This window comes from Bacteroidales bacterium, from assembly GCA_031275285.1.
Lineage (GTDB): Bacteria > Bacteroidota > Bacteroidia > Bacteroidales > UBA4181 > JAIRLS01.
This window is the reverse complement of record JAISOY010000033.1, coordinates 1-25,842: the sequence shown is the minus strand read 5'-3', so window position 1 is coordinate 25,842 and position 25,842 is coordinate 1. Positions and strand designations below refer to the sequence as shown.

The 25,842-nt window shown below is 40.7% G+C and carries 18 protein-coding genes; 11 read left to right on the top strand and 7 right to left on the bottom strand.

Annotated features, from left to right (window positions below):
- Positions 1–995: DUF1080 domain-containing protein (locus LBQ60_03080; GenBank protein MDR2036887.1), on the top strand; the 995-nt coding region annotated here is incomplete at its 5' end.
- Positions 996–1,131: 136 nt separating this feature from the next.
- Here the strand turns inward: LBQ60_03080 and LBQ60_03075 are convergent.
- The 3 genes from LBQ60_03075 to LBQ60_03065 all read right to left on the bottom strand — a co-directional run bounded on the left by LBQ60_03075 (position 1,132) and on the right by LBQ60_03065 (position 3,656).
- On the bottom strand, positions 1,132–2,274 hold the full coding sequence (locus tag LBQ60_03075) for an aldo/keto reductase (protein MDR2036886.1): 1,143 nt from the start codon (positions 2,272–2,274) through the stop codon (positions 1,132–1,134).
- A 414-nt stretch (positions 2,275–2,688) separates the two neighbouring features.
- The gene (gene ruvC / locus LBQ60_03070) at positions 2,689–3,258 is read right to left on the bottom strand and encodes a crossover junction endodeoxyribonuclease RuvC (GenBank protein MDR2036885.1); all 570 of its coding nucleotides are present in this window, start codon (positions 3,256–3,258) and stop codon (positions 2,689–2,691) included.
- 5 nt (positions 3,259–3,263) lie between these two features.
- On the bottom strand, positions 3,264–3,656 hold the full coding sequence (locus LBQ60_03065) for a hypothetical protein (protein MDR2036884.1): 393 nt from the start codon (positions 3,654–3,656) through the stop codon (positions 3,264–3,266).
- Positions 3,657–3,932: 276 nt separating this feature from the next.
- On the opposite strand from LBQ60_03065, the gene rho reads away from it, so the two are divergent.
- On the top strand, positions 3,933–5,471 hold the full coding sequence (gene rho / locus LBQ60_03060; protein MDR2036883.1) for a transcription termination factor Rho: 1,539 nt from the start codon (positions 3,933–3,935) through the stop codon (positions 5,469–5,471).
- Positions 5,472–5,528: 57 nt separating this feature from the next.
- Here the strand turns inward: rho and LBQ60_03055 are convergent, their stop codons facing one another.
- The 4 genes from LBQ60_03055 to LBQ60_03040 form a co-directional block, all read right to left on the bottom strand.
- Positions 5,529–6,866: a beta-glucosidase gene (locus tag LBQ60_03055; protein MDR2036882.1), complete on the bottom strand. Its 1,338-nt coding sequence runs from the start codon at positions 6,864–6,866 to the stop codon at positions 5,529–5,531.
- 73 nt (positions 6,867–6,939) lie between these two features.
- Positions 6,940–9,093, bottom strand: coding sequence for an elongation factor G (locus LBQ60_03050; protein ID MDR2036881.1), 2,154 nt, complete (start codon positions 9,091–9,093; stop codon positions 6,940–6,942).
- Positions 9,094–9,244: 151 nt separating this feature from the next.
- Entirely contained in the window at positions 9,245–11,155 is a 1,911-nt protein-coding gene (locus LBQ60_03045) for a hypothetical protein (protein MDR2036880.1), read from the bottom strand.
- Positions 11,156–11,205: 50 nt separating this feature from the next.
- Positions 11,206–11,385, bottom strand: coding sequence for a hypothetical protein (locus LBQ60_03040; GenBank protein MDR2036879.1), 180 nt, complete (start codon positions 11,383–11,385; stop codon positions 11,206–11,208).
- Between the two features lie 282 nt (positions 11,386–11,667).
- On the opposite strand from LBQ60_03040, the gene pyrI reads away from it, so the two are divergent.
- From pyrI to LBQ60_02995, 9 genes are all read left to right on the top strand, one after another.
- A complete protein-coding gene (gene pyrI, locus LBQ60_03035) occupies positions 11,668–12,132 on the top strand; it encodes an aspartate carbamoyltransferase regulatory subunit (GenBank protein ID MDR2036878.1) in 465 nt (154 codons plus the stop codon).
- An 8-nt stretch (positions 12,133–12,140) separates the two neighbouring features.
- Entirely contained in the window at positions 12,141–12,752 is a 612-nt protein-coding gene (locus tag LBQ60_03030) for a fumarylacetoacetate hydrolase family protein (GenBank protein MDR2036877.1), read from the top strand.
- A 143-nt stretch (positions 12,753–12,895) separates the two neighbouring features.
- On the top strand, positions 12,896–15,964 hold the full coding sequence (locus LBQ60_03025) for a tetratricopeptide repeat protein (GenBank protein ID MDR2036876.1): 3,069 nt from the start codon (positions 12,896–12,898) through the stop codon (positions 15,962–15,964).
- 61 nt (positions 15,965–16,025) lie between these two features.
- Positions 16,026–17,735, top strand: coding sequence for a hypothetical protein (locus tag LBQ60_03020; protein ID MDR2036875.1), 1,710 nt, complete (start codon positions 16,026–16,028; stop codon positions 17,733–17,735).
- A gap of 103 nt (positions 17,736–17,838) precedes the next feature.
- Positions 17,839–19,827, top strand: a complete 1,989-nt coding sequence (gene gyrB, locus LBQ60_03015; protein ID MDR2036874.1) for a DNA topoisomerase (ATP-hydrolyzing) subunit B — start codon at positions 17,839–17,841, stop codon at positions 19,825–19,827.
- Between the two features lie 65 nt (positions 19,828–19,892).
- The gene (locus LBQ60_03010; GenBank protein ID MDR2036873.1) at positions 19,893–20,192 is read left to right on the top strand and encodes a DUF3467 domain-containing protein; all 300 of its coding nucleotides are present in this window, start codon (positions 19,893–19,895) and stop codon (positions 20,190–20,192) included.
- Positions 20,193–20,401: 209 nt separating this feature from the next.
- The gene (locus LBQ60_03005; protein ID MDR2036872.1) at positions 20,402–21,616 is read left to right on the top strand and encodes a TolB-like 6-bladed beta-propeller domain-containing protein; all 1,215 of its coding nucleotides are present in this window, start codon (positions 20,402–20,404) and stop codon (positions 21,614–21,616) included.
- A 14-nt stretch (positions 21,617–21,630) separates the two neighbouring features.
- Entirely contained in the window at positions 21,631–24,465 is a 2,835-nt protein-coding gene (gcvP, locus tag LBQ60_03000; GenBank protein MDR2036871.1) for an aminomethyl-transferring glycine dehydrogenase, read from the top strand.
- 390 nt (positions 24,466–24,855) lie between these two features.
- The coding region (locus LBQ60_02995) for a hypothetical protein (protein ID MDR2036870.1) at positions 24,856–25,842 on the top strand (987 nt) is incomplete at its 3' end.

Here is a 25,842-nt window from a genome sequence, read left to right as displayed (position 1 = left end):
GTAAGGAACTGGTACGTCGCCGTCCCGGAGTAGAGGTGGCCTATCTTAATGGCGATGCCACTCCTGCGCAGTTGAAGGAACTGGGTATATCCGGACTTGATTATCATTTCAATCATTTTAACAAAAACCTCGATCTAACCAATCAGGCGCACCAATCAGGTATATCCGTAAATGTATGGACCGTGAATGATCCCGTGATGATGAAACGGGTCACCGGCATGGGAGTGGATTATATTACCACCGACAAACCCTTGTTGGCACAACAAATGATTAAAGAATACGCGGAAAAATATACGGAAGTCAACAATCCCCAGGTCGATCTGTCAGGATTCGCGAAAGATAAAAAAGGGGTGATCACGATTTTTGATGGTTCGTCCATGAAAGGATGGAGAGGCTATATGCGTTCGGATGTTTCGGATAAATGGATCATCGAGGATGGATGCCTGAAATTCGATTCAAAAAAACAGGGTAGAGGAGGAGACATCCTTTTCGCCCATAAATTCAAGAATTTCGAACTGGAGATCGAATGGAAGATCAGTCAGGGCGGTAATTCTGGTATTTTTTACCTGGTACGGGAAATCAGGGGGCAGTCTACAGCTGCTTCTGCTCCGGAATTTCAGGTATTGGATAACGATAACCACCCGGATGCAAAAATGGGAAAAGACGGTAACCGGAAAGCAGCATCATTGTATGATATGATATCTGCTAATCCACAGAATGCCAAGCCTTATGGTAAATGGAACAAGGCAAAGATCGTTGTGAACAACGGTGTAGTCACCCATTACCAGAACGGGAAAAAAGTGGTGCAATATACGCTCTGGACACCCGAATGGATCAAGATGCTTGAAAACAGCAAGTTTAGTGTGAACGGATGGACAGATGCATATTACCTGTTAAGTAACTGCGGCGGCATAGAACGAGAAGGGTATATATCTCTTCAGGACCACGGGGATGATGTCTGGTACCGTAACATAAAGATCAAAATACTGGAGTAATATATAATTTCGAATTTAAAAATCCATATTAACTTCGTTGAGCCCTGCGGGGTTCAAAATTTCCCATATTTTGAATATCACTAAAGTATGGATTTGTGTGATTACATCATATTATGATAGTAAGCGTTCCTCTCTGCTATCCCAATAATTCTGCTGCCCGTTCCATGCTTTTAATTACAGGGACAGAAAACGGACATTTGTCTTCACAACTGCCACAGGCGGTACAATCCTCGCCACTGGCCGACAACGACCTGTAATGCTGGATAATGCTCGGAGGTATTTTTGCCGTATCCAACAGGGCGATATCGAGGTATTTATTCACCAGGGCAATATCGATATTCACAGGACAAGGCTGGCAGTGGTTACAATAGACGCACTTCCCGCTGAGTTTTCCCTGATACCCGCTGATAATATCCATATAGTCGCGTTCTTCAGCGGTGGTATTCAGGTAATTTACGGCTTCTTCAATTTGTTTTGCCGACTGGCACCCGATCATTGTACTCACAACAGCAGGACGTGTCAGGGCATAATGAATGCACTGTGCGGGTGTCATGGCCTTTTTGAAAGGCGAATGCTCTGCCGACAACAGTCTGCCCCCTCCAAAAGTTTTCATTACAGTGATGGCAATATTCTGTTGTTCACAGTACTTATAAAGTTCATTACGTACAGGGTCGATCGTAACATATTGCTGCTTTTCCAGTTCTTCAATAGTTTCCAGCACATTTTTTTCAGGTGATGTCATATCGAATGCCGGATTGATACTGAACATCATCAGGTCTACAATGCCTGTTTCCAATACCCTGCGGGCTACTCCCGGATCGTGGGAACTGGTCCCTATGGCGCGTATAATTCCTTTTTCTTTCAGCTCCAGGACATAATCAATGATCCCGTTGGAATGGATTTGTTCAAACGCTTCATCCGAATCCATGAAGAATAGCATTCCTACATCGATGTAGTCAGTACCGAGATTTTCCATCAACCCTTCGAAATACTTTTTACATACATTCAAATCCCGGCTTATATCGTACTTCTCGTTTAGATCTACCGAGCCGATATGTCCCTGTATGATCACATCCTTGCGCCTGCTCCCTAACGCTTTCCCAATATTTCTACGGATTTCCTCGCCGGGCATAAACACATCGATAATGTTAATGCCTTGTTCCAGGGCAGCATGTATGGTTTCCTCGATTACGCCGTATGGCTTGCCATCCAGATGCTCCGCCCCTAATCCTATAATACTGGCCGACATACCTGTATCACCAATTTTACGATGCTCCATATCTATTATTATATAATTTCGACATTAAAATTCCTTATTGACTTCGTTGAGCCCTGAGGGTTCAAAATTAATAACACTTTGAATATTAAATAAGGATTTACGTGATCATATTTTATATGCCTATAAAATATATGCAAAGTTAATCCAATATAGCAAAATGCTCTTCGTTGGGAGGCTCATTATTTTTTGTTGAGAAGTTCATATTCGGCTTTTTTAGCAGATTTTTATTTTACGAAAAAAATATTTGTTCGTAGTTTTCGAATTTTATAGTTTCAATCATTTATACATAACAATATACAGAAAACGAATGATCATATTTTAAGTAACGTATTCCTTTTCATACCGGAGGTTTTGCGGATTATTCACCGTTGGTATTTCCAATAGCAGGTCTTATTACAGTATTATTTCTTCTAATTATGTTTTCCGGACCCTGCCGGGATGGTTGTTGATGAATTCTTTCCAGCTTTTAGCCGCACCTGCACCCGGAGTAGCCGAAGAAACTTTCTTTTGGTAAAAATGGCAGACAGCAGCGGCCAATCCGTCGGTTGCATCCAGATTCTGGGGCATTTCAATGATATTGAACATTTTTTGTAAAAGAAGTGCCACCTGTTCTTTGGAAGCATTTCCTTGTCCGGTAATGGCCATTTTGATCTTCCGGGGAGCATATTCGTAAACGTCCAGCGAGCGTGACAACGCTGCTGCTATAGCTGTTCCCTGTGCACGGCCGAGTTTAAGCATGGATTGGACGTTCTTTCCATAAAAAGGGGCCTCTATCGCCAACTCAGTGGGGTGGAAATGATCGATCAGGCCGATAGTGCGTTCAAAAATAGTTTTCAATTTTGTATAATGATCCTCAAACTTGTGCAATTCAAGTACCCCCAAGGCCAGTAGATCAGCATGGTTATTGGTCTTTTCACAGATCAGCCCGTATCCCATAATGGTGGTTCCGGGATCAATACCTAATATGATGCGTTCTCCGGCCAAATGAATCAGTTTTCTACCTTTTCACAATCACTTGTGATGATAATTGTTATGTCCCCGTATCGATATGCCATAGTTAATTGCATCGTTTTCTTTTTGATGTTTACCTGACCGCTTCCCCAATAAACTTCTTCGTCGACTTTCTGTTCGGGAATAGTAATGGCCCAGCTATCCGAGACATTGGCGGATATTTTTACCGATTCTCCGGTAAAGTTGTCAATGGTACAGGTATATTCTCCTGTGGGTTCAATGACGACCTGGTAACTCAGCAATTCATCTCCGTTAGTGTTGCTGGTTTCATGGCAATACCAACTACCGGCAGCCTCGAAAATATCAAAAGTAGTTTCTGAGGTGCATGACGAAAACAGGAAAATACCGATGATAAGCAAACATCTGTTCATATTTATAGGCAATAAGGATTACAAAGATATTCATTTTTCAAATAGCATTACCGAAGGTATGGAATATCGCCTGAAAATTAAATGATTATTTTTTTTTCATTTTTTTTGGTGGTTTAAAACCTTATGCATATACTTGCATCAAAATTCTAGATAATAGAAATGCCTTAAAACTTCCTGACAACTCTTTTAAATTTTTATAATTACTTGAGTTTTTAGGCCCCAAAATATTTTACCCGATATCCACATTTAAGATTTTTTATTTTTTATTTTATTTATATGTATGATATTCTTGAATTGAATACCAAGCTTTTGACAGAATTGCGTGAGATTGCCAAATCGATGGGCATCAAACGTGTCGAAGCGATGAAAAAACAGGATCTGATCTTTAAAATTCTGGACCAGCAAGCGATCAAAGCCATTGCTCCTATTCCTCCTCCGGCACCTAAAAAGCAAAAAGAAACAAAAGCCATGAAAGAGGAACCTGCTGCTGGCCTCACTTCGGAAGCTCCTGTACAGGAGGCTGACGAAATAATACAAGCAAGTATTCCTTTTCCTGAAAACGATATATTACCCGAAGAACCTGCTACGATTGTTTCTGTCCATGAGTCATCTGCTCCGGTTTCCGAATCTTTAGAGCCGGAACGCCGCAGAATCCCCGATAATCGAAAATATTATGATAAGACCTATGATTTTGACGGGATTGTTGTAGGAGAAGGAGTATTGGAGATCATGCAGGAAGGTTATGGTTTTTTGCGTTCGGCAGATTATAATTACCTGAGTTCCCCGGATGATATTTATGTATCACAATCTCAAATAAAACTCTTTGGCCTGAAAACGGGAGATGTTGTACGTGGTCCCATTCGTCCGCCGAAAGAAGGGGAACGTTATTTCCCACTTGTGAAAGTAGAAGATATTAACGGACGTACGCCGGATTATATTCGTGACCGTATACCGTTTGATTTCCTTACCCCGTTGTTCCCTGATGAAAAATTCATGTTGGTTAAACCTGGTGAACCGGCAAGCTTATCCTGCCGTATCGTTGATCTTTTTTCTCCCATTGGTAAAGGACAGCGCGGTTTGATCGTTGCACAGCCCAAAACAGGTAAGACCGTTTTATTGAAAGAAATTGCCAATGCTATAGCGAAAAACCATCCTGAAGCATATTTATTGATCCTATTGATCGATGAACGTCCGGAGGAAGTGACTGATATGGCAAGAAGTGTTCGTGGAGAAGTGATCGCCTCTACTTTTGATGAACCGGCCGAACGTCATGTACGTGTGGCAAATATTGTTTTGGAGAAAGCCAAACGTATGGTAGAATGTGGTCATGATGTGGTTATATTACTGGATTCCATTACCCGTCTGGCGCGTGCATTCAATACTATTGCACCTGCTTCTGGAAAAGTACTGACAGGGGGTGTTGACTCCAATGCTCTACATAAACCCAAACGTTTCTTCGGTGCTGCACGTAACATCGAAAACGGCGGATCCCTGACTATTTTAGCCACAGCGCTTACCGAAACAGGTTCCCGTATGGATGAGGTCATCTTTGAAGAATTTAAGGGTACCGGTAATATGGAGCTGCAGCTTGAACGTAAATTGTCTAACAAACGTATTTTCCCGGCAGTGGATATTACAGCATCCAGCACACGCCGCGAAGATTTACTGGTAGACAAAGACTCTTTGAGCCGTATCTGGGTGTTGCGGAATTACCTGACCGATATGAACCCTGTGGAAGCTATGGAATTTATGAGGGATCGTTTGAATAAATCCCATTCAAATGAGGAGTTCCTTCGGTCCATGAATGGGGAATAATCTCACTAAATAAGTATAAAAAGCCGCCTGGTCAGGATATTGTTGACCAGGCGGTTTTTATTTGATATAGGGGCTTTGGTATCCTAACTTTTTTAGTCCTGCCTGCACATCCGGATGACTCATAAAGAGTTTCCATAATAGTTGCGACCGATAGTTCTCAATCATGATAATGATAGGTCCCTGATCGATAGCCAGATAACGTTTTGGATACCAGTTATCCGTCTCGCTGAAAGCATCATAAAACCCGTATTTTCCCCAGGTCTTTTTACCTAAAACCTGGTGTAAATAACGCATCACCTCCTTTGATTCTTCCGGGGTATATACAATGGAGGACAGGGCGGCAGAAGGGGTGATGACGCCATGGTCCTCCTTTTCCACAGGCGCATGTGCCGCATAGCCTTTGACGGAATAACTGGCGGTAAGTCCCCAGCAATTTTCCCCATATCCTTTATAACCTTTTGGGTTTCGGATACAGTATGCCCGGTTGGTGAGCGTGTAGTTTTTCATTTCCTGGAAATAATCGGTATATTGATCTTCCAGTCCATTGGGATCAAGCCCGAGAAATGAATAATGTGCCCAGAATAACGGACCTGCCGGAAGTCCGCGGTAATTCATGTGAAGGTCATATCCTTCTACTTGATGGGGATGGATTATGGATCCGTTTTCAGCCCATCCTTCATGATAAACATCAGCTGAAATACCGTGTGTAGGAGAGGAGGCTGCAAGGATATAGGTGATCAGGCATTCGTTGTATCCCCGGATAGGGAAATTCATTTCCCAGGAATAATCCGGGCTCCAATGCCAGTAAAGGACATTTTGGCTATTCCTGTACCAGTTCCAGTCCATATTCTTCCAGATTTTATCGATCCGTCCGGCTATCATTCTTTCAGTATCCGACCCGTTGAAATAATATTGATGCAAAGTGAGCAGGCCTTGTAAAAGGAAAGAACTCTCCACTATATCGCCACCGTTGTCCTTTTCGCTGAATCTGACTGCTTTTCCGGTTTCCCCGTTCCACCAATGGGGAAAAGCACCGTGAAAGGTATCGGCATTTTCCAGGAATGTAAGGATACTGTTCATACGCTCTACACCTTGTTCCCTGGTGATATAACCCCGCTCAATACCAACAATGATAGCCATGATTCCAAAGCCGCTTCCGCCGGAGGTAATAATATGCTTATCATCCTGAGGGTAAATATCATCTACATGATATCTTTCGCGGGCCATACCGCTGACTGGTTCAGCGCCATCCCAGAAATACATGAAAGTACGGTATTGTATACTATCCATCAACACCTCATCGGTATCAGCTGTTGTTTTTCGTGTTGCCTGATTACAGGATACAAGGATAATAAACAGGAATGCAGATGTTATGTAGGCCGGCAAAAGTTTCATAGGGCATTGTATGTTGTTATAAAAAAAAGACCTGCCGGAATAATCAGGCAGGTCTTTTTATGTTTATTCTGTTTTATTCGTCTTCGCTTTCTGCTTCAAATGTCTTGATCAGTTCAGTTTGAATATCACCGGGAACTTGTGCATATTCGGCAAATTTCATCGAATACATAGCACGTCCGCCTGTGATAGAACTTAATGAAGTAGAATATCTGTTCATTTCCGATAAAGGAACACGGGCGGTGATTTTCTCAAATCCTTTTTCACTGGTCATCCCCTGAACAATAGCACGCCGTGTTTGCAGGTCGCTCATTACATCTCCCATACGGTCTGCAGGAACCCATACTTCGACATTGTATATCGGTTCCATTATTTTGGGTGATGCATTTTTAAATGCTTCACGGAAAGCGTTACGGCCAGCCAGGCGGAATGAAATTTCATTGGAATCAACCGGGTGCATTTTCCCATCGTATACCGTAACCCGGATATCACGTGCATAGGAACCGGTGAGCGGACCTTCTTCCATTTTCTCCATGATCCCTTTCAATATAGCCGGCATGAACCTGGCGTCAATGCTACCACCTACGATACTGTTATAGTATACCAGTTTCCCACCCCAGGGCAGAATATGTTCTTCCTTGTCCCTTACGGTTACTTTGATTTCTTTCCCATTGATTTTATACATGGTCGGATCAGGTTGTCCTTCTTCATAAGGCTCAATCACCATATGTACTTCTCCGAATTGCCCTGCTCCGCCTGATTGTTTTTTATGGCGGTAATCGGCTTGTGCAACTTTGGTAATGGTTTCCCGGTAAGGTATTTTCGGGGCAATAAATTCGGTTGAAATTTTATATACATTATCCAGATGCCATTTAAGAATATTCAGGTGGTATTCTCCCTGGCCGGATAGGACAGTTTGTTTCAATTCCTTGGAATATTCTACCAAAATGGTCGGATCTTCCATATTCAAACGCTGAAGTGCTTCGTTCAGTTTTTCTTCATCGCTTTCATTTATAGCTTTAATGGCTGTACGGTATTTTGGTTCCGGAAAAGGAATCGGTGCAAATACAACATTATTTCCGGGAGCTGCTAAAGTTTGTCCTGTGCGTGCACCCTTCAGTTTCACTGTGGAACCGATATCCCCGGCAACCATTTTGGCTATTTTGGTACGGTTCTTTCCGGCTACTACGAATAATTGCGATATACGTTCCTTGTTCCCTGTTTTGCTGTTGACAACGTCCATTCCTTCGGAAATTTCCCCGGACATTACTTTAAAATAGTTTACTTCACCTAAGTGCTGTTCAACAGCTGATTTAAATATAAATGCAGCAGCAGGTCCAGAAGCATCACATTTGACTTCATTTCCACTGACTGTGTCTATAGGAGCAGGTACTTCATTAGGAGAGGGAAACACACGGGTGAAAAATTCCATCATACGAGCTACGCCATAGTTCTTTTTCGCAGAAACGCAAACAACAGGAATAATTCCGCGTTGGATAAGTCCCATGGTAATCCCTTTTCTCATTTCGTCTTCAGACAAAGAACCATTCTCAAAGAAGATTTCCATAAGTCCTTCATCATTTTCAGCTGCTTTTTCTATCAACTGGTTCCTTAGGTCTTCAGCACGGTCTTTCTGGTCTGCCGGAACATCCGAGATTTCTAATTTACCTCCGGCATAACTGTATTTTTTCATTAACAATATGTCTATGAAAGAATCAAATCCCGGTCCTTCATTTATAGGATATTGAATAATGGTTACATTTTTACCCAAACGTTCGACAGCTTCTTCAATTACCTTATCAAAATTGGATTTTTCGTGATCTAACTGATTGATGACCAGCACACATCCTTTCTTTGCTTTTTCCAGATAGCGGTTATGTATTTCAGTACCTACTTCAATACCATGTTGAGCATTGAGTACGAGTACTCCGATATCTGTTACCGAAAGTGCGGCTACAGCTCCGTTAACAAAATCATCGGAACCGGAAGGATCTATAAAATTGAGCTTTTTTTCATTGAATTCGGCATAGAGCACCGAGGCATATACCGAACTGCCGTTTTCCCGCTCAATCTCGTTGTGGTCCGACACGGTATTCTTGTTTTCTACTTCGCCCCGGCGCTCGATCACTTTGCCTTCGAATAGTATCGCTTCCGCCAATGTGGTTTTTCCCGAACTGGTATTACCAAGGAGGGTGAAATTTTTGATTTGGTTTGTATTATACACTTTCATAAGGTAATATAATTTAAAGGTCGTTTAATTGTTTGACAGGGTACAATATTATAAATAATATTTCAGTATTCATCGTTTTTTTGTGATGAATTTTGTTTTATTAACAAAAAGCATTCATATCGCCCGGCGATATAAATGCTTTTTGTTCTAATCAGTAATTAAGTTCTATTAACACAGATGGCTCCACATCTCCGACACTATATTTTTCTATAACTAAATCGGGATATTTTAAGTTAAGGATACTTACATAATTGTGAAGTGTATTGATCACGCTTCCTGTATTTTGGTTGGGATTCAGCCTTAAACTAGCCAGGATCATATACCTGACATTTGCATCTTTCAACCTGTTGAGCATGGCCTCCGGAAAATGTATGATAGCGGATTCCTCATTCAAAAGGTCTTTTAAATATTTATCATAATCAAGCGTGTAGGTCAGTTCATTTTGTTCCAGTATAGCAGATAACTGGGCTATATCTGCCATGTTGATTTCATAAATGCCGTTGACATGAGCATCTTTACCCACCATCTTCAATTCTCCGCGTGTAACGTATTTCAGGGATGGAGATAAAAAAGTGGGATTTTTTGAAGAAAGATCTATGACAATAGCTGTTTTTCCCGGACCGGGTTTCCAGTTTTTTAAACTATCCTTGGGAATAGTCGGTACAGCATATATGCTATAGAAATCCCTGCCTGTATATATGGTTGAAGTACCGGATTTTCTTACGGCAATTTGCTCATTTTTAGGTATATTTTTCGCAGCCCATTTTGACATCAGTATATAATTTTGCCAGTCGGGGGTAAGGCTGTACAGTGTATTGCCTTTAAGTGCCATTTTTAAAGTAACGGAATTGGCTTTCACTTTGACCATGGTACGGTTGAGCATTCCGAAAAATACGATCCCGAATAAAACAATGAACAGGAATTGTATGTTCCTTCTCGGTTTAAGGAGATAATAAAAGCCTGTATATATTACTATAAGGATGAGCGGATAATATAAAATGATTATGCGCTCCTGCATCCAGGTGGCATGTAGTACGACAAAATTAGCAAGACAAAACCCCAGGGTGTGGAGTGCTGTAAAAAACAATGGTTTATTATTCCTGTACGCAACGATTCCTCCCCATAGGAACAATAGGGCCAGTACAATAGTAAGAAAAACAGAGGAAGTTAATATGTTTGATTTTAGACCTAGAAATTCGGCAACATATCTTGATAGAAAGTTGTTTATGTTCTCGAATACCCGGGTAATGATTCCCCCAAGGTCTTCCATCCCTTTATCCGGATGATACATATCTTTTGTAAAAAACATTTTAAAATTATAGGCACTTCCACTGGCAGGCCAGATTAATTTTTTCATCAGCCCGAACACACCAAATACAACTACACTGGTAGTTACGGATAGTAATGCATTTTTCCATTGTTTGAAGAACAGGAAATAGACAACAATGATACCTATGGAAGCATAACCTACCGTACGTGTAAGTGTAAGGAGAAGTATCACAATGCTTATGATAAAGAAATGCCCGGTTTTTTTACGGAAAGAAATATCCTGTTGTTCTCCGATAAAAAAACTACAAAAAAGATAGATCAGTAATGATTGGAATAAAAGAAACAATGGCTCGCTGAGTACTACGGAAGAATAAAATAAAAAGCTTCCATTGATACACAAAAGCAACAGACAGGCGTATAAAATGGTGGTAGGTACGCGTTTATAAAAAGCTTTATATAAAAAGAATATCGAGGCTATGATCAAAATTACCGATAAAATTTTCATCATAGTTATATTTATTCCGAAAATGATAATGAAAGGGCTTAGGAAAATGGAATATAAAGGCCCCCTGTGTGGTGGAAATTCGAAATTTTTAGCAAATTTATACCCATACAGGATATAATCCGATTCATCCCCCATCATATTGATTTTCGGATCGAACATCAATATGGAAAATACAGTTGCCGTGAGAAGTATAAGTATCATATACAAACGATGTCTCCGGTCGAAATGAGCATCTAGTTTTTCAAAAAGAGAGAGAGTTTTACCTTGTTTTTTGTTCGTTTTTTTCATCGTCTGTTTTCTTTTGGAAATATTGTATATGGAAATTCAATAAATGGCTTTTACACCATCTTTCCATCTGATTTTTTATTTTCCGCATGAGGTCTTCCATCGTATGATATACCTGCCTCGTATTCTTCCGGATTGTATTCAAGATCGGCGATAATATTTACTCTTTGAGCTATCTCGACGCTTTTTCGTATGGCAGCTCCTTCTCCTTTATTTCCGGGTTGGTTTATCAACTTTCTATCAATTTATAAGCAGGTATAACAATAGATAATGTTTTGGCGTTGTTCATAAAGAAATTTACCTGTGCAAATATAGATGAATATTAAAAAGTAAAAAAGGTTAATGGAAGAGTATTGTTTAATACTACCCATATTCTATTTGTTTTAGGACGGATTTCAATGATTACCCCTTTTACGGACATATGCAACATCTTATCCCAGTCAACAAAGATTGATGATCGATTGTTTGAATCAGTATTGATTTTTTCTATCTTTGATGCTAAAATATTCACGATTATGAGCGAATTGAAAAAAGGAGAGCTGGTAGTCAGTGCCATAAAAAACGGGACGGCCATTGACCGCATTCCCCCGCAGAGTTTATTTAAAGTCATTTCTATATTAGGATTGGAGAAGATACAGTCGCAGATCACATTCGGCAACAATCTTGATAGTAAAAAGCTGGGTAAAAAAGCAATCATTAAGATCACCGACAAATATTTTGATGATAAGGAGATCAATAAAATAGCATTGGTGGCTCCCGAAGCAAAGTTGAATACCATCCGTGACTATAAGGTGGTGGAAAAAAGGGAGGTCGCTGTTCCTGATGAGGTTTCGGGTATTGTACGGTGTGTTAATCCGAAATGCATTACCAATAATGAACAGATCGTGACTAAATTTTATGTCCTCACCAAAAGGCCAGTTACGCTTAAGTGTCATTATTGTGAAAAAATGATCGAACAGGAACAGATGACGATTTTATAAGGTAAGATATGAAGATCCTCGCTGTTGGGATGAATTATCCCCTACACATAGAAGAGATGAACAATATCTTATCACCGGAACCGGTGATTTTTACCAAACCGGATACAGCTCTTCTGTTGAATAACAAACCTTTTTTTTATCCTGATTTTTCTTCTGAAATTCATTATGAGACCGAGATAGTCGTAAAAATTAACCGTTTGGGGAAAAATATATCCACAGGTTTTGCCCATCGCTATTATTCGGAAATAACTGTAGGGATTGACTTTACCGCACGTGATATCCAAAAAAAAAGTAAAGAAAAAGGGCTTCCCTGGGATACAGCCAAAGCTTTTGATTGTTCGGCTCCTATTGGTAAATTTATCGCAAAAACAACTTTCACTGATATTCAAAATATTTATTTTCGGCTTGATCTGAACGGTCAGACAGTACAGGAAGGAAATACCCGGGATATGATTTTCACAGTAGACCAGATTATCTCACACATCTCTAATTTTTTCACCCTTAAAATAGGTGATCTTATTTTTACGGGCACACCTAATGGCGTAGGGCCGGTAAAAATAGGCGACCGCTTACAGGCTTATTTAGAAAATGAGTTGGTCCTTGATTTTTTCGTAAGGTAAAATAGAGTATATCTTTTCTTTTAGGAGGCAACTTATTAACATCAAAATGTTCATTACTTGCCATGGTTAGGTGTTGGTTCATACAGATAAAATAGGTATCTTTACGGGATTTTTGTTCAATGATTAATCGTTCAAAACAGGATATGTCAAAAAAAATATTCGTACTTTGTATCATAGCAATAATGGCGTTGTATAACGGTCCATTATCGGCACAAAAAACAATAAAACAGTACGACCCTGATGCCCTTTATAAAGAAGCCCTGGAACTCTATGAGAAAGAGAAATATACTGCGGCACGTAAGTGTTTTGCTGATGTAATGGCTAAATCTACGGATCGCCGTAGTTTTGTTTATTCGAATTCCCAATATTACACTGCTTTATGTGCTATAGAGCTGAACCAGAATGATGCTGAAAGTTTGCTGGAACGCTTTATCAAGGATAATCCGGATAATCCCAAAACACCTGTGGCAAACTTTCGGATGGCACGGTACCACTATAACAACAAAAGATACAAAAAGGCCGTAGAACGCTTTGAAATGGTTTCACCACGGGAACTGGATAAAGAACAGGCCGATGAGTATTATTTTATATTGGGGCATTGTTACTTTATGGAGCATGATAATATAAAAGCCCGTGCTTCGTTTTATCAGATCAAGGATGGCGATTCCAAGTATGCCACTCCGGCCCTGTATTATTATTCCCACATCAATTATATTGATAAGAATTATGAGACCGCATTACAGGGGTTTCTCCGGTTACGTGACGATGAAACTTTTTCCAGTGTGGTTCCTTACTATATTTCTCAAATATATTTTCTCCAGCGAAAGTATGAGTTAGTCATCGAATATGCGCCGGGACTGCTGGATGAGGTAAATGAGAAACGTAAAGATGAGGTGATGCGCATTGTCGGGGAATCCTATTACCGGTTGCAACGCTATGAAGAGTCGATCCCTTATCTTGAGCATTATATCAAGAGTAAAACCCCTACGGTAGAAGATAACTACCAGTTAGGATATGCTTATTATCATTCGGGCGATTGTACCAATGCCATCAAGTATTTTGAAAAAGCATCCTCAAGCAATAGCACTCTGGGACAAAACGCATTATGTCATCTCGGTGATTGTTACATCAAGGAAGGAGATAAACAGAAAGCACGTCTGGCTTTTTCTTCCGCTTCCAAGATGGATTTCGATCCTGATGCACAGGAAAATGCCCATTTCAATTTTGCCGTCCTGAGTTATGAATTGTTGATATCTCCTTTTAACGAAGCGATCAGGAGCTTTAACGAATACATCATAAAATATCCTTACTCAGACAAAGTGGATGATGCGTACAATTATCTGGTAGCAGCATATACAACTACACGTAACTATAGACTGGCGTTGGAGTCTATTGAAAAAATAAAAGTAAAGGATGATAAAGTAAAAAGGGCGTATCAACGTGTCGCTTTTTTCCGTGGTCTGGAATTGTTTAATGACCTGAAATTTGATGAGGCAATTGAGTTGTTTGACAAATCATTGCTAAATGCTAATTTTGACAAGGAGATTGCTGCCCGTTGTTATTACTGGAAAGCCGAGTCGTATTACCGCATCCAACAATATCCCATGGCTTATGACCTGTACCGTAAATTTATCGCTATGCCCGGCGCATCACAAGCTGAAGAATACAAGCAGGCAAATTACGGTTTAGGATATGCGTTGTTCAGTCAAAAACAATATGCCGATGCGTTGAGCTGGTTCCTTAAGTATGTTAATGTAATGGAAGATGCACCGGTTAAATCGGTAGCGGATGCCTATAACCGTATTGGTGACTGCCGGTTTATGCAACCAGCCTATTGGGTAGCTATAGAAAATTATGACAAAGCATTAAGCTATAATCTATCGACCCCCGATTATTCCTGTTTCCAAAAAGGTTTTACCTATGGTTTGGTGGATCGTCATGAAAAGAAAATAGAGACCTTGACCGAATTACTTGAAAAATATCCAGGCTCATCATATGTTGCAGATGCTTTATTTGAAATGGGCAAAAGTTATATAACGCTGGGAAAATCACAGTCGGCTATTAATTCCTTCAAAAAGTTAAATGTTGATCATCCGAACAGCAGTTACGTGAGTAAGTCGTTGTTACAGCTGGGACTGATCTATTATAATATGGATAAGACGCCGGAAGCATTGACCTACTATAAAAAAGTAATATCGGATTATCCGGCCTCTAACGAAGCCAGAAGTGCTCTTACCGGAATAAGGACTATATATGTGGATATGAATGATATAGATGCATATGTCAATTATACCAATAGTCTCGGCACATTTGCCAATGTAAGTGTCAGCGAGCAGGATTCTTTAAGCTATAAAGCTGCTGAAAATATATATATGTCCGGAGATTGTGAAAAAGCCGGAATCAGCTTAAATAACTACCTTTCCCGTTTCCCGGATGGAAGCTTCAAGGTGAATGCTACTTTCTATCTGGCAGATTGTCGCTTGCGTGAAGGAAAATTAGATGAGGCGATGGAAGGTTTCGAATTTGTAATTGCTTCGCCACGCAGTATGTTCACCGAACAAGCGTTAATGTCGGCCTCAGCCATCTATTTCAATCAGGGGAAATATGAGGAAGCATTGAAATCATACAAGAAAATGGAAGCGGAAGCGGAAATTGCCAGTAATGTATTGGATGCTAAAATTGGGGTGATGCGTAGTGAATTTAGGTTGGAAAATTATAAAGAAGCTATACCTGCCGCACAAAACGTATTAAAGGATAAAGATCTTGCCCAGGAGATGATCCGTGAGGCCAGGTTTATATTGGCTCGTTCTTATCAGGAAGAAAAGAATCTGGAACCGGCACTGGAAGAGTACCGGAAAGTAGCTGTTGAGGTAAGTAGTATGGAAGGGGCTGAATCTAAGTTCCATATTATTGAAATCCTGGTGGAACAGAAGAAACTGAAAGAAGCAGAAGACGAAGTATTTGATTTCGTTGCCAAAAATACGCCGCATCAATATTACATGGCTAAAAGTTTTATCCTGTTGAGTGATATCTATGCTGCTCAGGATGACGAATTCCAGGCGATACATACTTTGCAGAGTGTAATAGAAAATTACGAGTCAAAGGACGACGGTATTATAGAATTAGCTACCGAGAAAAGGATGACTCTCGAGGCTAAAGCCAATGCTGTTAAAGAACAAGAACAAGATGACATCGAGGTGGAAATTAAATAACCGGTTTTCGGGATCATATGTGATGAAACTTCTTAAAAATAAGAAAAATAGCAAAAAAAATATGGTACAATTTTTGAGATATTATATTACCGGTTTCCTGTTATTGATTGCAATATTTCCTGCATATACACAGGAGACTGATAATTTAAATAAGGAGTTAATTTTGGTACGTCCTTACGAGCCATCTGTGATGGATGCACAGAAAATAAGTATACTTCCAGATCTTAAAGATACATTCCGGGTAAAACCAGCTTTTGAAAATATTATCCGTTCCAAGCGGATTGATACGCGATTGGATGTAACTCCGATTACCGCTGCAAAATTGCAGCCATTACCACAAAAGAAATTACACCGTGGTTATATCAAAGTCGGGTTTGAGACCGCGGCCAGCCCTCATGCCGAAGTTGTACTGAACACTTTGCGTAATAAAGAATATGCCCTGGGAGCAATACTGAATTACGATGCATCGTTATTTGATTTTGAAAAAGTAAAACTGGAAAATGGAGAACGGGTAGAGGCCGGATATAGCGATGCCGGAGCAAAATTGTTCGGCCAGAAGTTTTTCCGTAGTTCTTATCTTTACGGAGATGCTGGTATTTCAGGAGCAACCAGATATAATTACGGATACAATACCGAAATAGATACTACCCTTGAAAAGGATGATATCCGGAAAAAATACATTTTTGGGGATGCCAATATCGGGATACGTTCATCGCAATTTAAAACAGATGAATTAAATTATAATGTCCAGCTCGGGTATCAGTACGCCGGAAATAAAACCGATAGTCATGGAGACTGGGATACTATTCCCACCGGAAGAAAATTCAATGAGAATACGATAAGGATAAATGCACAATTGGATAACAATATGTTCGGGGGCAATATCGATTTCGAACATTATTCAAGAAGTAATGCTTTTGATTCATTGAAGAACAATTTTGCGCTGGGTATCAATCCATGGTTCATCATGGATAATGACAGTATCCGATTTGAAGTAGGCATGCGTATTTCTGCATATAAGGAAGGAGATGGTAATTTGCAATATAAGATTTATCCGAAAGTGGAATTCCAGTTTACCCTGCTTAAGGATATATTCATACCATTTGTAGGGATTGACGGTAATTTGAAAACAAATACATACCGCAGCCTGATAGAAGAAAATCCATTCATTACTCCAGGGCTTTCGGTGCCGATTACCAATACGAAAATGCAGATTTATGCGGGGATACAAGGTTCGTTGACGACTAAGTTTTCTTATTATTTGCGGATAGGTTTTACCACATCGGATAAAGAACATCTTTTTGTTAATGATACTACCTATTCCAAAGCCGGTAACTATTTTACGATAGTTACTGATGACCTGAGTATTTTCAGTTTTACCGGTGAATTGTACTATAATCCGATTGAAAGATTGGAATTAAGGCTAAAAGCGGATTATAATAACTACCAGCCATCTAAGGAAAAGTATGCATGGCATAAGCCGGGGCTGACGACCGAATTTTCAGCAAAGTATAATTTGTATAATAAGATTTTACTCAGTTTTGATATGTACGGAATGGGAGTACGTTATGCCAAAGCATTTGAACCTGACGTCGAATATAAGAAATTAAAAAGTGCTTTTGATTTTAATTTTGGTGCTGAGTACCGTTATACGAAAAGCCTTTCTTTTTTCTTTAAACTCAATAATTTCACAGGGTCTAAATATTATCGGTGGAACTATTATCCATCGAAACGTTTTAGTGCAACCGTTGGGTTTACTTATTCATTATAACCCTGAAGTAACATATTTGTATTGCGCTGACTGGGACGGATGATCCATTTGATTATCTGTTACCGGTATTAAAGAAGTAAATTTTTAAAATCAAAATAATAAGATGGATAACATTCCTGTAAATAACAACGGTAATAATAATGATTATTCGGCCAGTAACATTCAGGTACTGGAAGGATTAGAAGCTGTCCGTAAACGTCCTGCCATGTATATTGGCGATGTCGGGATGAAAGGATTACATCATTTAGTATATGAGGTGGTAGATAATTCAATTGATGAAGCTCTTGCAGGATTTTGTACCGATATCGATGTGGTCATTAATGAAAACGGCTCTATTACCGTAACAGATAATGGGCGCGGTATTCCGGTTGATTACCATGAAAAAGAAAAAAAATCAGCTCTTGAAGTTGTGCTCACCGTATTGCATGCCGGAGGTAAGTTCGATAAAGGTTCTTATAAAGTATCCGGTGGTTTACATGGTGTAGGGGTTTCTTGTGTAAATGCTTTATCAACACATCTTAAGGCTGAAGTCCACAAAGAAGGAAAAATATACGTTCAGGAGTTCTCGATAGGTAAGTCTTTAGGTGATATTAAGGTTGTCGGCAATACCGATAAGACCGGAACCACTATTACTTTCCAACCGGATAGCTCCATATTTACCAGTGTGGAATATAATTTTGAGATTCTGGAGGCACGCTTACGTGAGTTAGCTTTCCTGAATAAAGGCATCCGCTTATCCCTGACAGATAAACGGACATTGATGGATGTAACCGATGAAAATGGAAAGGTAGAGCAACAATACCGGAAAGCCGTATTTTATTCGGAGAAAGGATTAGTGGAATTCATCCAGTACCTGGATGCTACGCGTGAAAAACTGATTGAAAGCATCATTAATGTTGAGTCGGAAAAAGGGGGTGTTCCTGTGGAGATTGCCATGCAATATAACACTTCTTTTTCGGAAAATGTACATTCTTATGTGAACAATATCAATACAATAGAAGGTGGAACCCATCTGGCCGGATTTCGCCGGGGACTGACACGTACATTGAAAAATTATGCGGAAAAGTCAGGCATGCTGGCAAAATTGAAATTTGATATCAGTGGTGATGACTTTCGTGAAGGATTGACCGCAATTGTTTCGATAAAAGTGGCGGAACCTCAATTTGAGGGACAGACCAAAACCAAATTAGGCAATTCGGATGTGACAGGAGCTGTAGATCAGGCTGTAAGCGAGGCCTTAGGAAATTATCTGGAAGAGAATCCCAGGGATGCCAAGACAATTGTAGATAAAGTGATCCTTGCAGCGACTGCCCGTCATGCCGCAAGAAAAGCCCGTGAAATGGTGCAGCGTAAAAATGTTATGTCGGGAGCTGGACTTCCAGGTAAATTAGCTGACTGTGCTGACAAAGATCCTTCAAAATGTGAGATCTATCTTGTCGAGGGAGATTCGGCAGGAGGAACAGCCAAGCAGGGTCGTAACCGCGCTTTTCAGGCCATTCTTCCTTTAAGGGGAAAGATATTGAATGTTGAAAAAGCCATGGAGCATAAGATCTATGACAGTGAAGAGATCCGTAATATTTTTACAGCCCTGGGGGTGACCATCGGCACAGAAGAAGACAGTAAGGCGCTTAATCTATCCGGGTTGCGTTACTATAAGATTATTATCATGACTGATGCGGATGTGGACGGAAGCCATATTTCTACACTGATCATGACTTTCTTTTTCCGTCATATGAATGACCTGATCAAAAACGGCCATCTATTCATAGCAACTCCTCCGCTTTATCTGGTAAAGAAGGGGAAGCAAGAAGTTTATTGTTGGACGGAAGAACAGCGTTTAGCTGCTATTGAAGAACTGGGCAAGGGTAAAGATACAGGACTTCATATCCAGCGTTACAAAGGTTTGGGCGAAATGAATGCCGAACAATTGTGGGATACGACCATGAATCCGGAGAACCGTACCCTGCGTAAAGTGACTATCGAAAGTGCAGCTGAAGCTGATCGTATTTTCTCTATGTTGATGGGCGATGAGGTGCCTCCTCGTCGGGAATTTATTGAACGGCATGCTAAATATGCCAGGATTGATGCCTAAAGATCATTAAAATGAGGGTACTCCTGAATTTGGGGTACTCTCGTTTTATCAAATACCTTATTACTATGGAAGAACAAAATAATAAAAATCAAATTAACATTGAACTGAAAGAAGAAATCGCTCAGGGGATTTATTCTAATTTGGCTATTATCTCACATTCATCATCGGAATTTGTTCTGGATTTTGTCCGGATCATGCCCGGAATCCCTAAAGCGGAAGTAAAATCAAGGATCATACTTACTCCGGAACATGCCAAACGTTTGTTGCTCGCTTTGAGTGATAATATGTCGAAATACGAAACAAACCATGGTACGGTAAAAGTGGAAGATAAGGGCCCCGGTTTTGCTCCATTAGGCTATAATTAAGATTTAATAGTCATTGTAGAGGTAATTTTTTCGAAAATCTAAGGGATCAGGTATAAAAAAGCTTACTGAATTATTCAGCTAAGCTTTTTTGATAATGTTAAATAAATTTATGACGGCTACTTATCAAAATCATTTTCGTTTCTGCTTATTTCTTTTACATTTGCCACTAATATCTGTGTGTGCTCATTATCATAAAATAGTAAAATGAAATGTCCATAAACAACGAGTATACTCATCGTAATGAACTGAGTCCTTTCGGGATTTATCTGACCTTTAAAAGTAATTTTATGCAGATGAAACAGGTACATGTGCTCTTCATTTTGTTTTTATTGTTGTCGGCATGTGCCGGCAGGCAGGATAATAAAAACGTAACAACCACCAATGAAGAAAAAGGAGACACTGTTAAAATGGTTTCTCCATTGATAAGCGGTGAATCCTTTTATAAGGAGAAAGATCCGTTTAATGGGATAAAAGAACTGACAGGTACCAATATAACCGGTGATACAGCCATATTCAAAATTGGAGAAACCGAAATGTTAGTAAAAGGTAATTACCTGATAGCAAAAAACCGTTACTATAACGGGGATTTGTTGATGTTATTCAGTTTGCCGGATTTGAAGCTGATCAAAACGTTCGGGAGGAGTGGTAAAGGTCCGGGAGAATTAATGTACCCGCATTTGGTGAAAACCGATGATCCTGACCTGCTTTGTTATGTGTTTGAATCAACCAGCCAACAGTTGTATTCAGTGGATTATTCGGGGAAAATGCAGTTGATGGATATGCAGTTTACAGATAAAAAAGGCGGATGGTTTAGTGATAAGCAGATAGTACATGTTGGAGGCAATACATTTCTTTATGTAGAGTCCTCTTCCAATGGAAAAAGCATTTTTCATACGGAAATAAATAAAGATTCCACACAGGTAAAGGAAATTTACAGTCTTTCCCTAAACCCCAAACAAAAAAGCTGGACTGCTTATATGGGCGATTTTGCCGTGAATACGGAAAAAGACAGGATGGTATATGCCTACAAGTATTTTAAAATTGTCAAATTCATGGATATGAATGCCGATTCGGTCAGGACCATTAATTTTGAAAGAAATACTTTTGATGATACTTCCCCGTACAGAGTAGACGGAATGGATGGTAATATTACCCATTACTGGGGAATCTGCTCTCAACCTGATTATGTGTATATCCTGTATAGCGGACGAACGCCATATGATGTAAGTAAAGAATGGCAGAAACATCAATATTATATTTTTGTGGAGCAGTATGACTGGGACGGAAATCCTATTCAAAAGATGAAGCTGGACCGCTGGGGTTATTTTACGGTGGATGAAGAACGGCAGCAGATTATTCTTGCATCCCTTAGCGATGATGACCCTTTTTTAGTATATTCAATACCTGAACCTGATAAAAAATAAGTAAATATATTTCAATGGAAAATTTTGTATCCCGGCATATCGGACCTCGTGAAGAGGAAATTTCACAAATGTTATCGGCAGTGGGTGTATCATCCATGGATGAACTGATCAAAAAGGCATTACCGGATGATATCCGTTTGTCAAAACCGTTGGATTTACCCATAGGCATGACGGAAGCGGATTATCTGGATAAACTGGAAAAAATCGCAGCAAAGAATAAGATCTACCGTACTTATATCGGATTAGGTTATTATAATACACTGTTACCGTCGGTCATTAAGCGGAATATCCTGGAAAATCCCTCCTGGTATACTTCATATACCCCCTATCAGGCGGAGGTTTCCCAGGGGAGGCTCGAGGCTTTACTTAATTTTCAGACCATGGTTGTGGAGTTAACCGGGATGGATATTGCCAACGCATCTATGTTGGACGAATCTTCTGCTTCTGCCGAAGCCATGATCATGATGTTCCATTCCCGTTCCCGTGATGCAGTGAAAAGCGGTGCCAACCGTTTCTTTGTAGACAGGAAAATGTTTCCTCAGACCATTGAGGTCATCACTACCCGTGCCGAACCATTGGGAATAGAAGTTGTTGTGGGAGATTATGCCTCTTATACGTCCGATGCGCAGGTTTTTGGCGCTATGGTGCAATATCCTGATATGAATGGAAGCATTCGTGATTACCGTGCTTTTGCCGAAACGCTGCATGGATCCGGAGCAAGACTGGGAGTTGCCGCAGACCTGATGGGACTGGCATTATTGACACCTCCTGCACAATGGGGAGCAGATGTAGTGGTCGGTTCATCACAGCGTTTTGGAATTCCTATGGGATATGGCGGACCTTATGCCGCTTATTTTGCTACCCGTGATGAATTCAAGCGTAATATGCCGGGTCGTATTATTGGTTTGACAATCAATGCTCAGGGTAAAAAAGCATTGCGTATGGCGCTCCAGACCAGGGAGCAACATATCAAGCGCGAACGTGCTACCTCGAATATATGTACGGCTCAGGCTTTATTGGCTACTATGGCCGGAATGTATGCTGTATATCACGGACCGGAAGGAATCAGATCCATTGCCGGACGGATTCATCAATTAACCTGTACTTTGGCTGGGCAGCTATCGAAATTAGGATATCAGTTGAATACCCGGAACTTTTTCGATACGCTTCATGTTGAAGTAAATCCGGCTGTGATTGCAGTAGTGAAAAAATTATCCGAAGCAAAGGAGATCAATTTCTTTTATACTTCCGATGGTATTCTGGTCAGTATCGATGAAACCACTAAATTGGAAGACATTCGTGATATTGTGTACATTTTTGCGGAAGCAAAAGGAAAAGAAATGCCGCAATTCTCAGAAGGAAACGGAATCTGTATCGACGATATATTTCTCCGGAAGGACACATATATGCAACAGGAGGTGTTCAACAAATACCGTTCGGAAACAGAAATGATGCGTTACATCAAGAAACTGGAACGGAAAGACATATCATTGACCCACTCGATGATCCCCCTTGGTTCCTGTACCATGAAACTGAACGCCGCTTCGGAAATGTTTGCCCTTAGCTGGCCTGCTTTTGGAAATATACATCCTTTCGTTCCAGAGGAACAGGCTAGGGGGTATCAGGAACTGATCGGAGAACTGACGCACCAACTGGCTGTGATTACCGGCTTTGATTCTGTTTCTTTCCAGCCTAATTCCGGTGCCACCGGTGAATATGTCGGGTTACTGGTGATCCGGGGGTATCTGATAGCTACCGGACAGGCACACCGTAATGTGGTACTGATCCCTGCATCGGCACACGGGACCAATCCGGCAAGTGCTGCTATGGCAGGCATGGAGATCGTTATTGTTCCTTCCGATGAAAAAGGCAATATCGATATTACCAGGCTGGAAGAACTGGCTGCAGCCAACAAAGAAAAACTGGCTGCATTGATGATCACTTACCCTTCCACCCATGGTGTATTTGAAGAAGGAGTCAGGAAGATCAATGAGATCATTCATCAATACGGAGGTCAGGTCTATATGGACGGTGCCAATATGAATGCACAGGTCGGATTGACCAATCCCGGATTTCTGGGGGCTGATGTATGTCACCTTAACCTGCATAAAACTTTTGCTATTCCGCATGGCGGGGGAGGACCCGGAATGGGACCTATCTGTGTGGCGAAACATCTTACTCCTTATTTACCCAATCACCCGGTGATGAAAACGGGAGGAGATAAGGGAATCAAAGCTACCGGCGAAGCTCCATGGGGTAGTGCCAGCATCCTTACCATTTCACATGCATATATTACCATGATGGGTGGTGAAGGCTTGAAACAGGCTACCAGTATGGCCATCCTTAATGCCAATTACCTTGCTGCAAAACTCCGTGATCTGTATGGCGTATTGTACACCAATGCCAATCAGATGGTGGCTCATGAATTAATTCTGGTTTGTAACCCCTTCAAAGCAGCCGATGTAACCGCTACCGATATCGCCAAACGATTGATGGATTATGGTTTTCACGCACCTACTTTATCATTTCCCGTAGCCAATACTTTAATGGTGGAGCCGACAGAAAGTGAATCGTTACAGGAGCTGGACCGTTTTGTGGAAGCCCTGGCCGGTATATATGATGAGATTCAGGAAATCATTTCCGGCAAGACGGATAAGGCTGATAATCTGTTGAAAAATGCACCGCATCCCGAAGAAATCCTGGTAGCCGATGAATGGACCCATCCCTATGGTCGTGAAAAAGCTGCATACCCGCTGAAATGGATACGTGAAAATAAATTCTGGCCCGGAACCAGCCGTGTCGATGATGCCTATGGCGACAGGAACCTGATAGCTAAGTGGGATCAATAGGTTCAGCATAGTCTCTGGACTACGCTATGCTAAAACAAAAGCTCCTGCTTTTGAAGTATATGAGCCGGTTTTGGTATTATTTTATTTTCATTCGTAAGCCGGGAGGCCTTTTTAACTTGACGTAGCGATGACGCTACGCCGAACAAGGGAAAATTCCCGGTTAGACGGAACATGGTAAATGATGGTTAAATGACTGGTATTTTGCTGTTTGAAATGTAACCGGATAAATATTCCTAATAATTCTGGATCGAATGTACCGATACAATTTAAGAATCAATTTATCTTTATCATGTAAGATATGAAGACTAAAAAGTCAAAAAAATACATAAAATATGGTTTTGTTTAGATAAATGTTTATATTTGAGAAGCAACCGTAAACATTTATTTGCGATGAAACAATATTTTGTCAAAAATATATATGGGAAAACAACTTTATCGCCTATTGTTTTATTATTTTTAATTGTTTTCTTTTGTCTGGAAGCCAAAGGGCAATTTCCCGGTGTTCCGGTTATAACCACCCCTAAACCAGCAACCATGCAACAATACGGCAGTTTTCCAACTCCGTCGCCGCCCCGGCCTAATGTCCCTTCACCTTTTCATTATGGCATTTCCATCCAGGAACGAAATGCCCGTATGATTGAGGAAGACATGCAGCAAATGGAACAGCAACGAAAACTGCAGGAAAGGCTGATACGGGAATCCATGGAAGAATTTGAACCGCGACAGGGTTTGAATATGGATGTTTGCAGAAGTGTTATCCCCATGCCGGATTTTACTTCGGAAAAAGGTACGGAATACTTTTTCAGTGCGTTCGACGAAATCCATCAGATGCTTACCGGGGAGGTTCCCGTTAGTCTGAAAGATGCCATTTTCCTTGCCGAAAACGCATATTTCGGCAATCGGTTGAGCTATGCCGACTATAACCGCCACATCAATGAGGTGGCAGCCCTGTGCGATCTGAAAATCAAACAGGAAGGACTGGATGAAAAAGATCCCATGATACGTAAGATGATGCTGTTCCACTTTATGTCCGACACTTTTCAGGTGCGCCTTCCGGATGGCGAAAAAACGTTGACGCACCTCCCCATCACCTACGACTATAATGATTTTGAAGGCAGGGAAGACTTAAGCAATATTTTTGTTACCAAGGTAATGGCCAAGAATTCGGGACAATGCCATTCGCTGGCCCTGTATTACATGGTCATGGCCGAGGCAATGGGAATAGAAGCCTACCTTTCGACCGCCCCCATGCATAATTTTGTGAAAATAAAGGACAACAAGGGCAAATGGCACAACCTGGAACTTACCTGCGGGGCCATCCTGACCGACCATCACCATATCCAGGCCGGATTTATCAAATCGGAGGCATTAAGGAAC

Bases quoted from the DNA above. Each gene is read 5' to 3' on its own strand.
- LBQ60_03005 (MDR2036872.1), top strand. From the start codon at position 20,402: ATGTCCATAAACAACGAGTATACTCATCGTAATGAACTGAGTCCTTTC.
- LBQ60_03025 (MDR2036876.1), top strand. From the start codon at position 12,896: ATGTCAAAAAAAATATTCGTACTTTGTATCATAGCAATAATGGCGTTG.
- gyrB (MDR2036874.1), top strand. From the start codon at position 17,839: ATGGATAACATTCCTGTAAATAACAACGGTAATAATAATGATTATTCG.
- LBQ60_03030 (MDR2036877.1), top strand. From the start codon at position 12,141: ATGAAGATCCTCGCTGTTGGGATGAATTATCCCCTACACATAGAAGAG.
- LBQ60_03020 (MDR2036875.1), top strand. From the start codon at position 16,026: ATGGTACAATTTTTGAGATATTATATTACCGGTTTCCTGTTATTGATT.
- gcvP (MDR2036871.1), top strand. From the start codon at position 21,631: ATGGAAAATTTTGTATCCCGGCATATCGGACCTCGTGAAGAGGAAATT.
- LBQ60_03010 (MDR2036873.1), top strand. From the start codon at position 19,893: ATGGAAGAACAAAATAATAAAAATCAAATTAACATTGAACTGAAAGAA.
- pyrI (MDR2036878.1), top strand. From the start codon at position 11,668: ATGAGCGAATTGAAAAAAGGAGAGCTGGTAGTCAGTGCCATAAAAAAC.
- LBQ60_03050 (MDR2036881.1), bottom strand. From the start codon at position 9,093: ATGAAAGTGTATAATACAAACCAAATCAAAAATTTCACCCTCCTTGGT.
- LBQ60_03045 (MDR2036880.1), bottom strand. From the start codon at position 11,155: ATGAAAAAAACGAACAAAAAACAAGGTAAAACTCTCTCTCTTTTTGAA.
- LBQ60_03075 (MDR2036886.1), bottom strand. From the start codon at position 2,274: ATGGAGCATCGTAAAATTGGTGATACAGGTATGTCGGCCAGTATTATA.
- rho (MDR2036883.1), top strand. From the start codon at position 3,933: ATGTATGATATTCTTGAATTGAATACCAAGCTTTTGACAGAATTGCGT.
- LBQ60_03065 (MDR2036884.1), bottom strand. From the start codon at position 3,656: ATGAACAGATGTTTGCTTATCATCGGTATTTTCCTGTTTTCGTCATGC.
- LBQ60_03055 (MDR2036882.1), bottom strand. From the start codon at position 6,866: ATGAAACTTTTGCCGGCCTACATAACATCTGCATTCCTGTTTATTATC.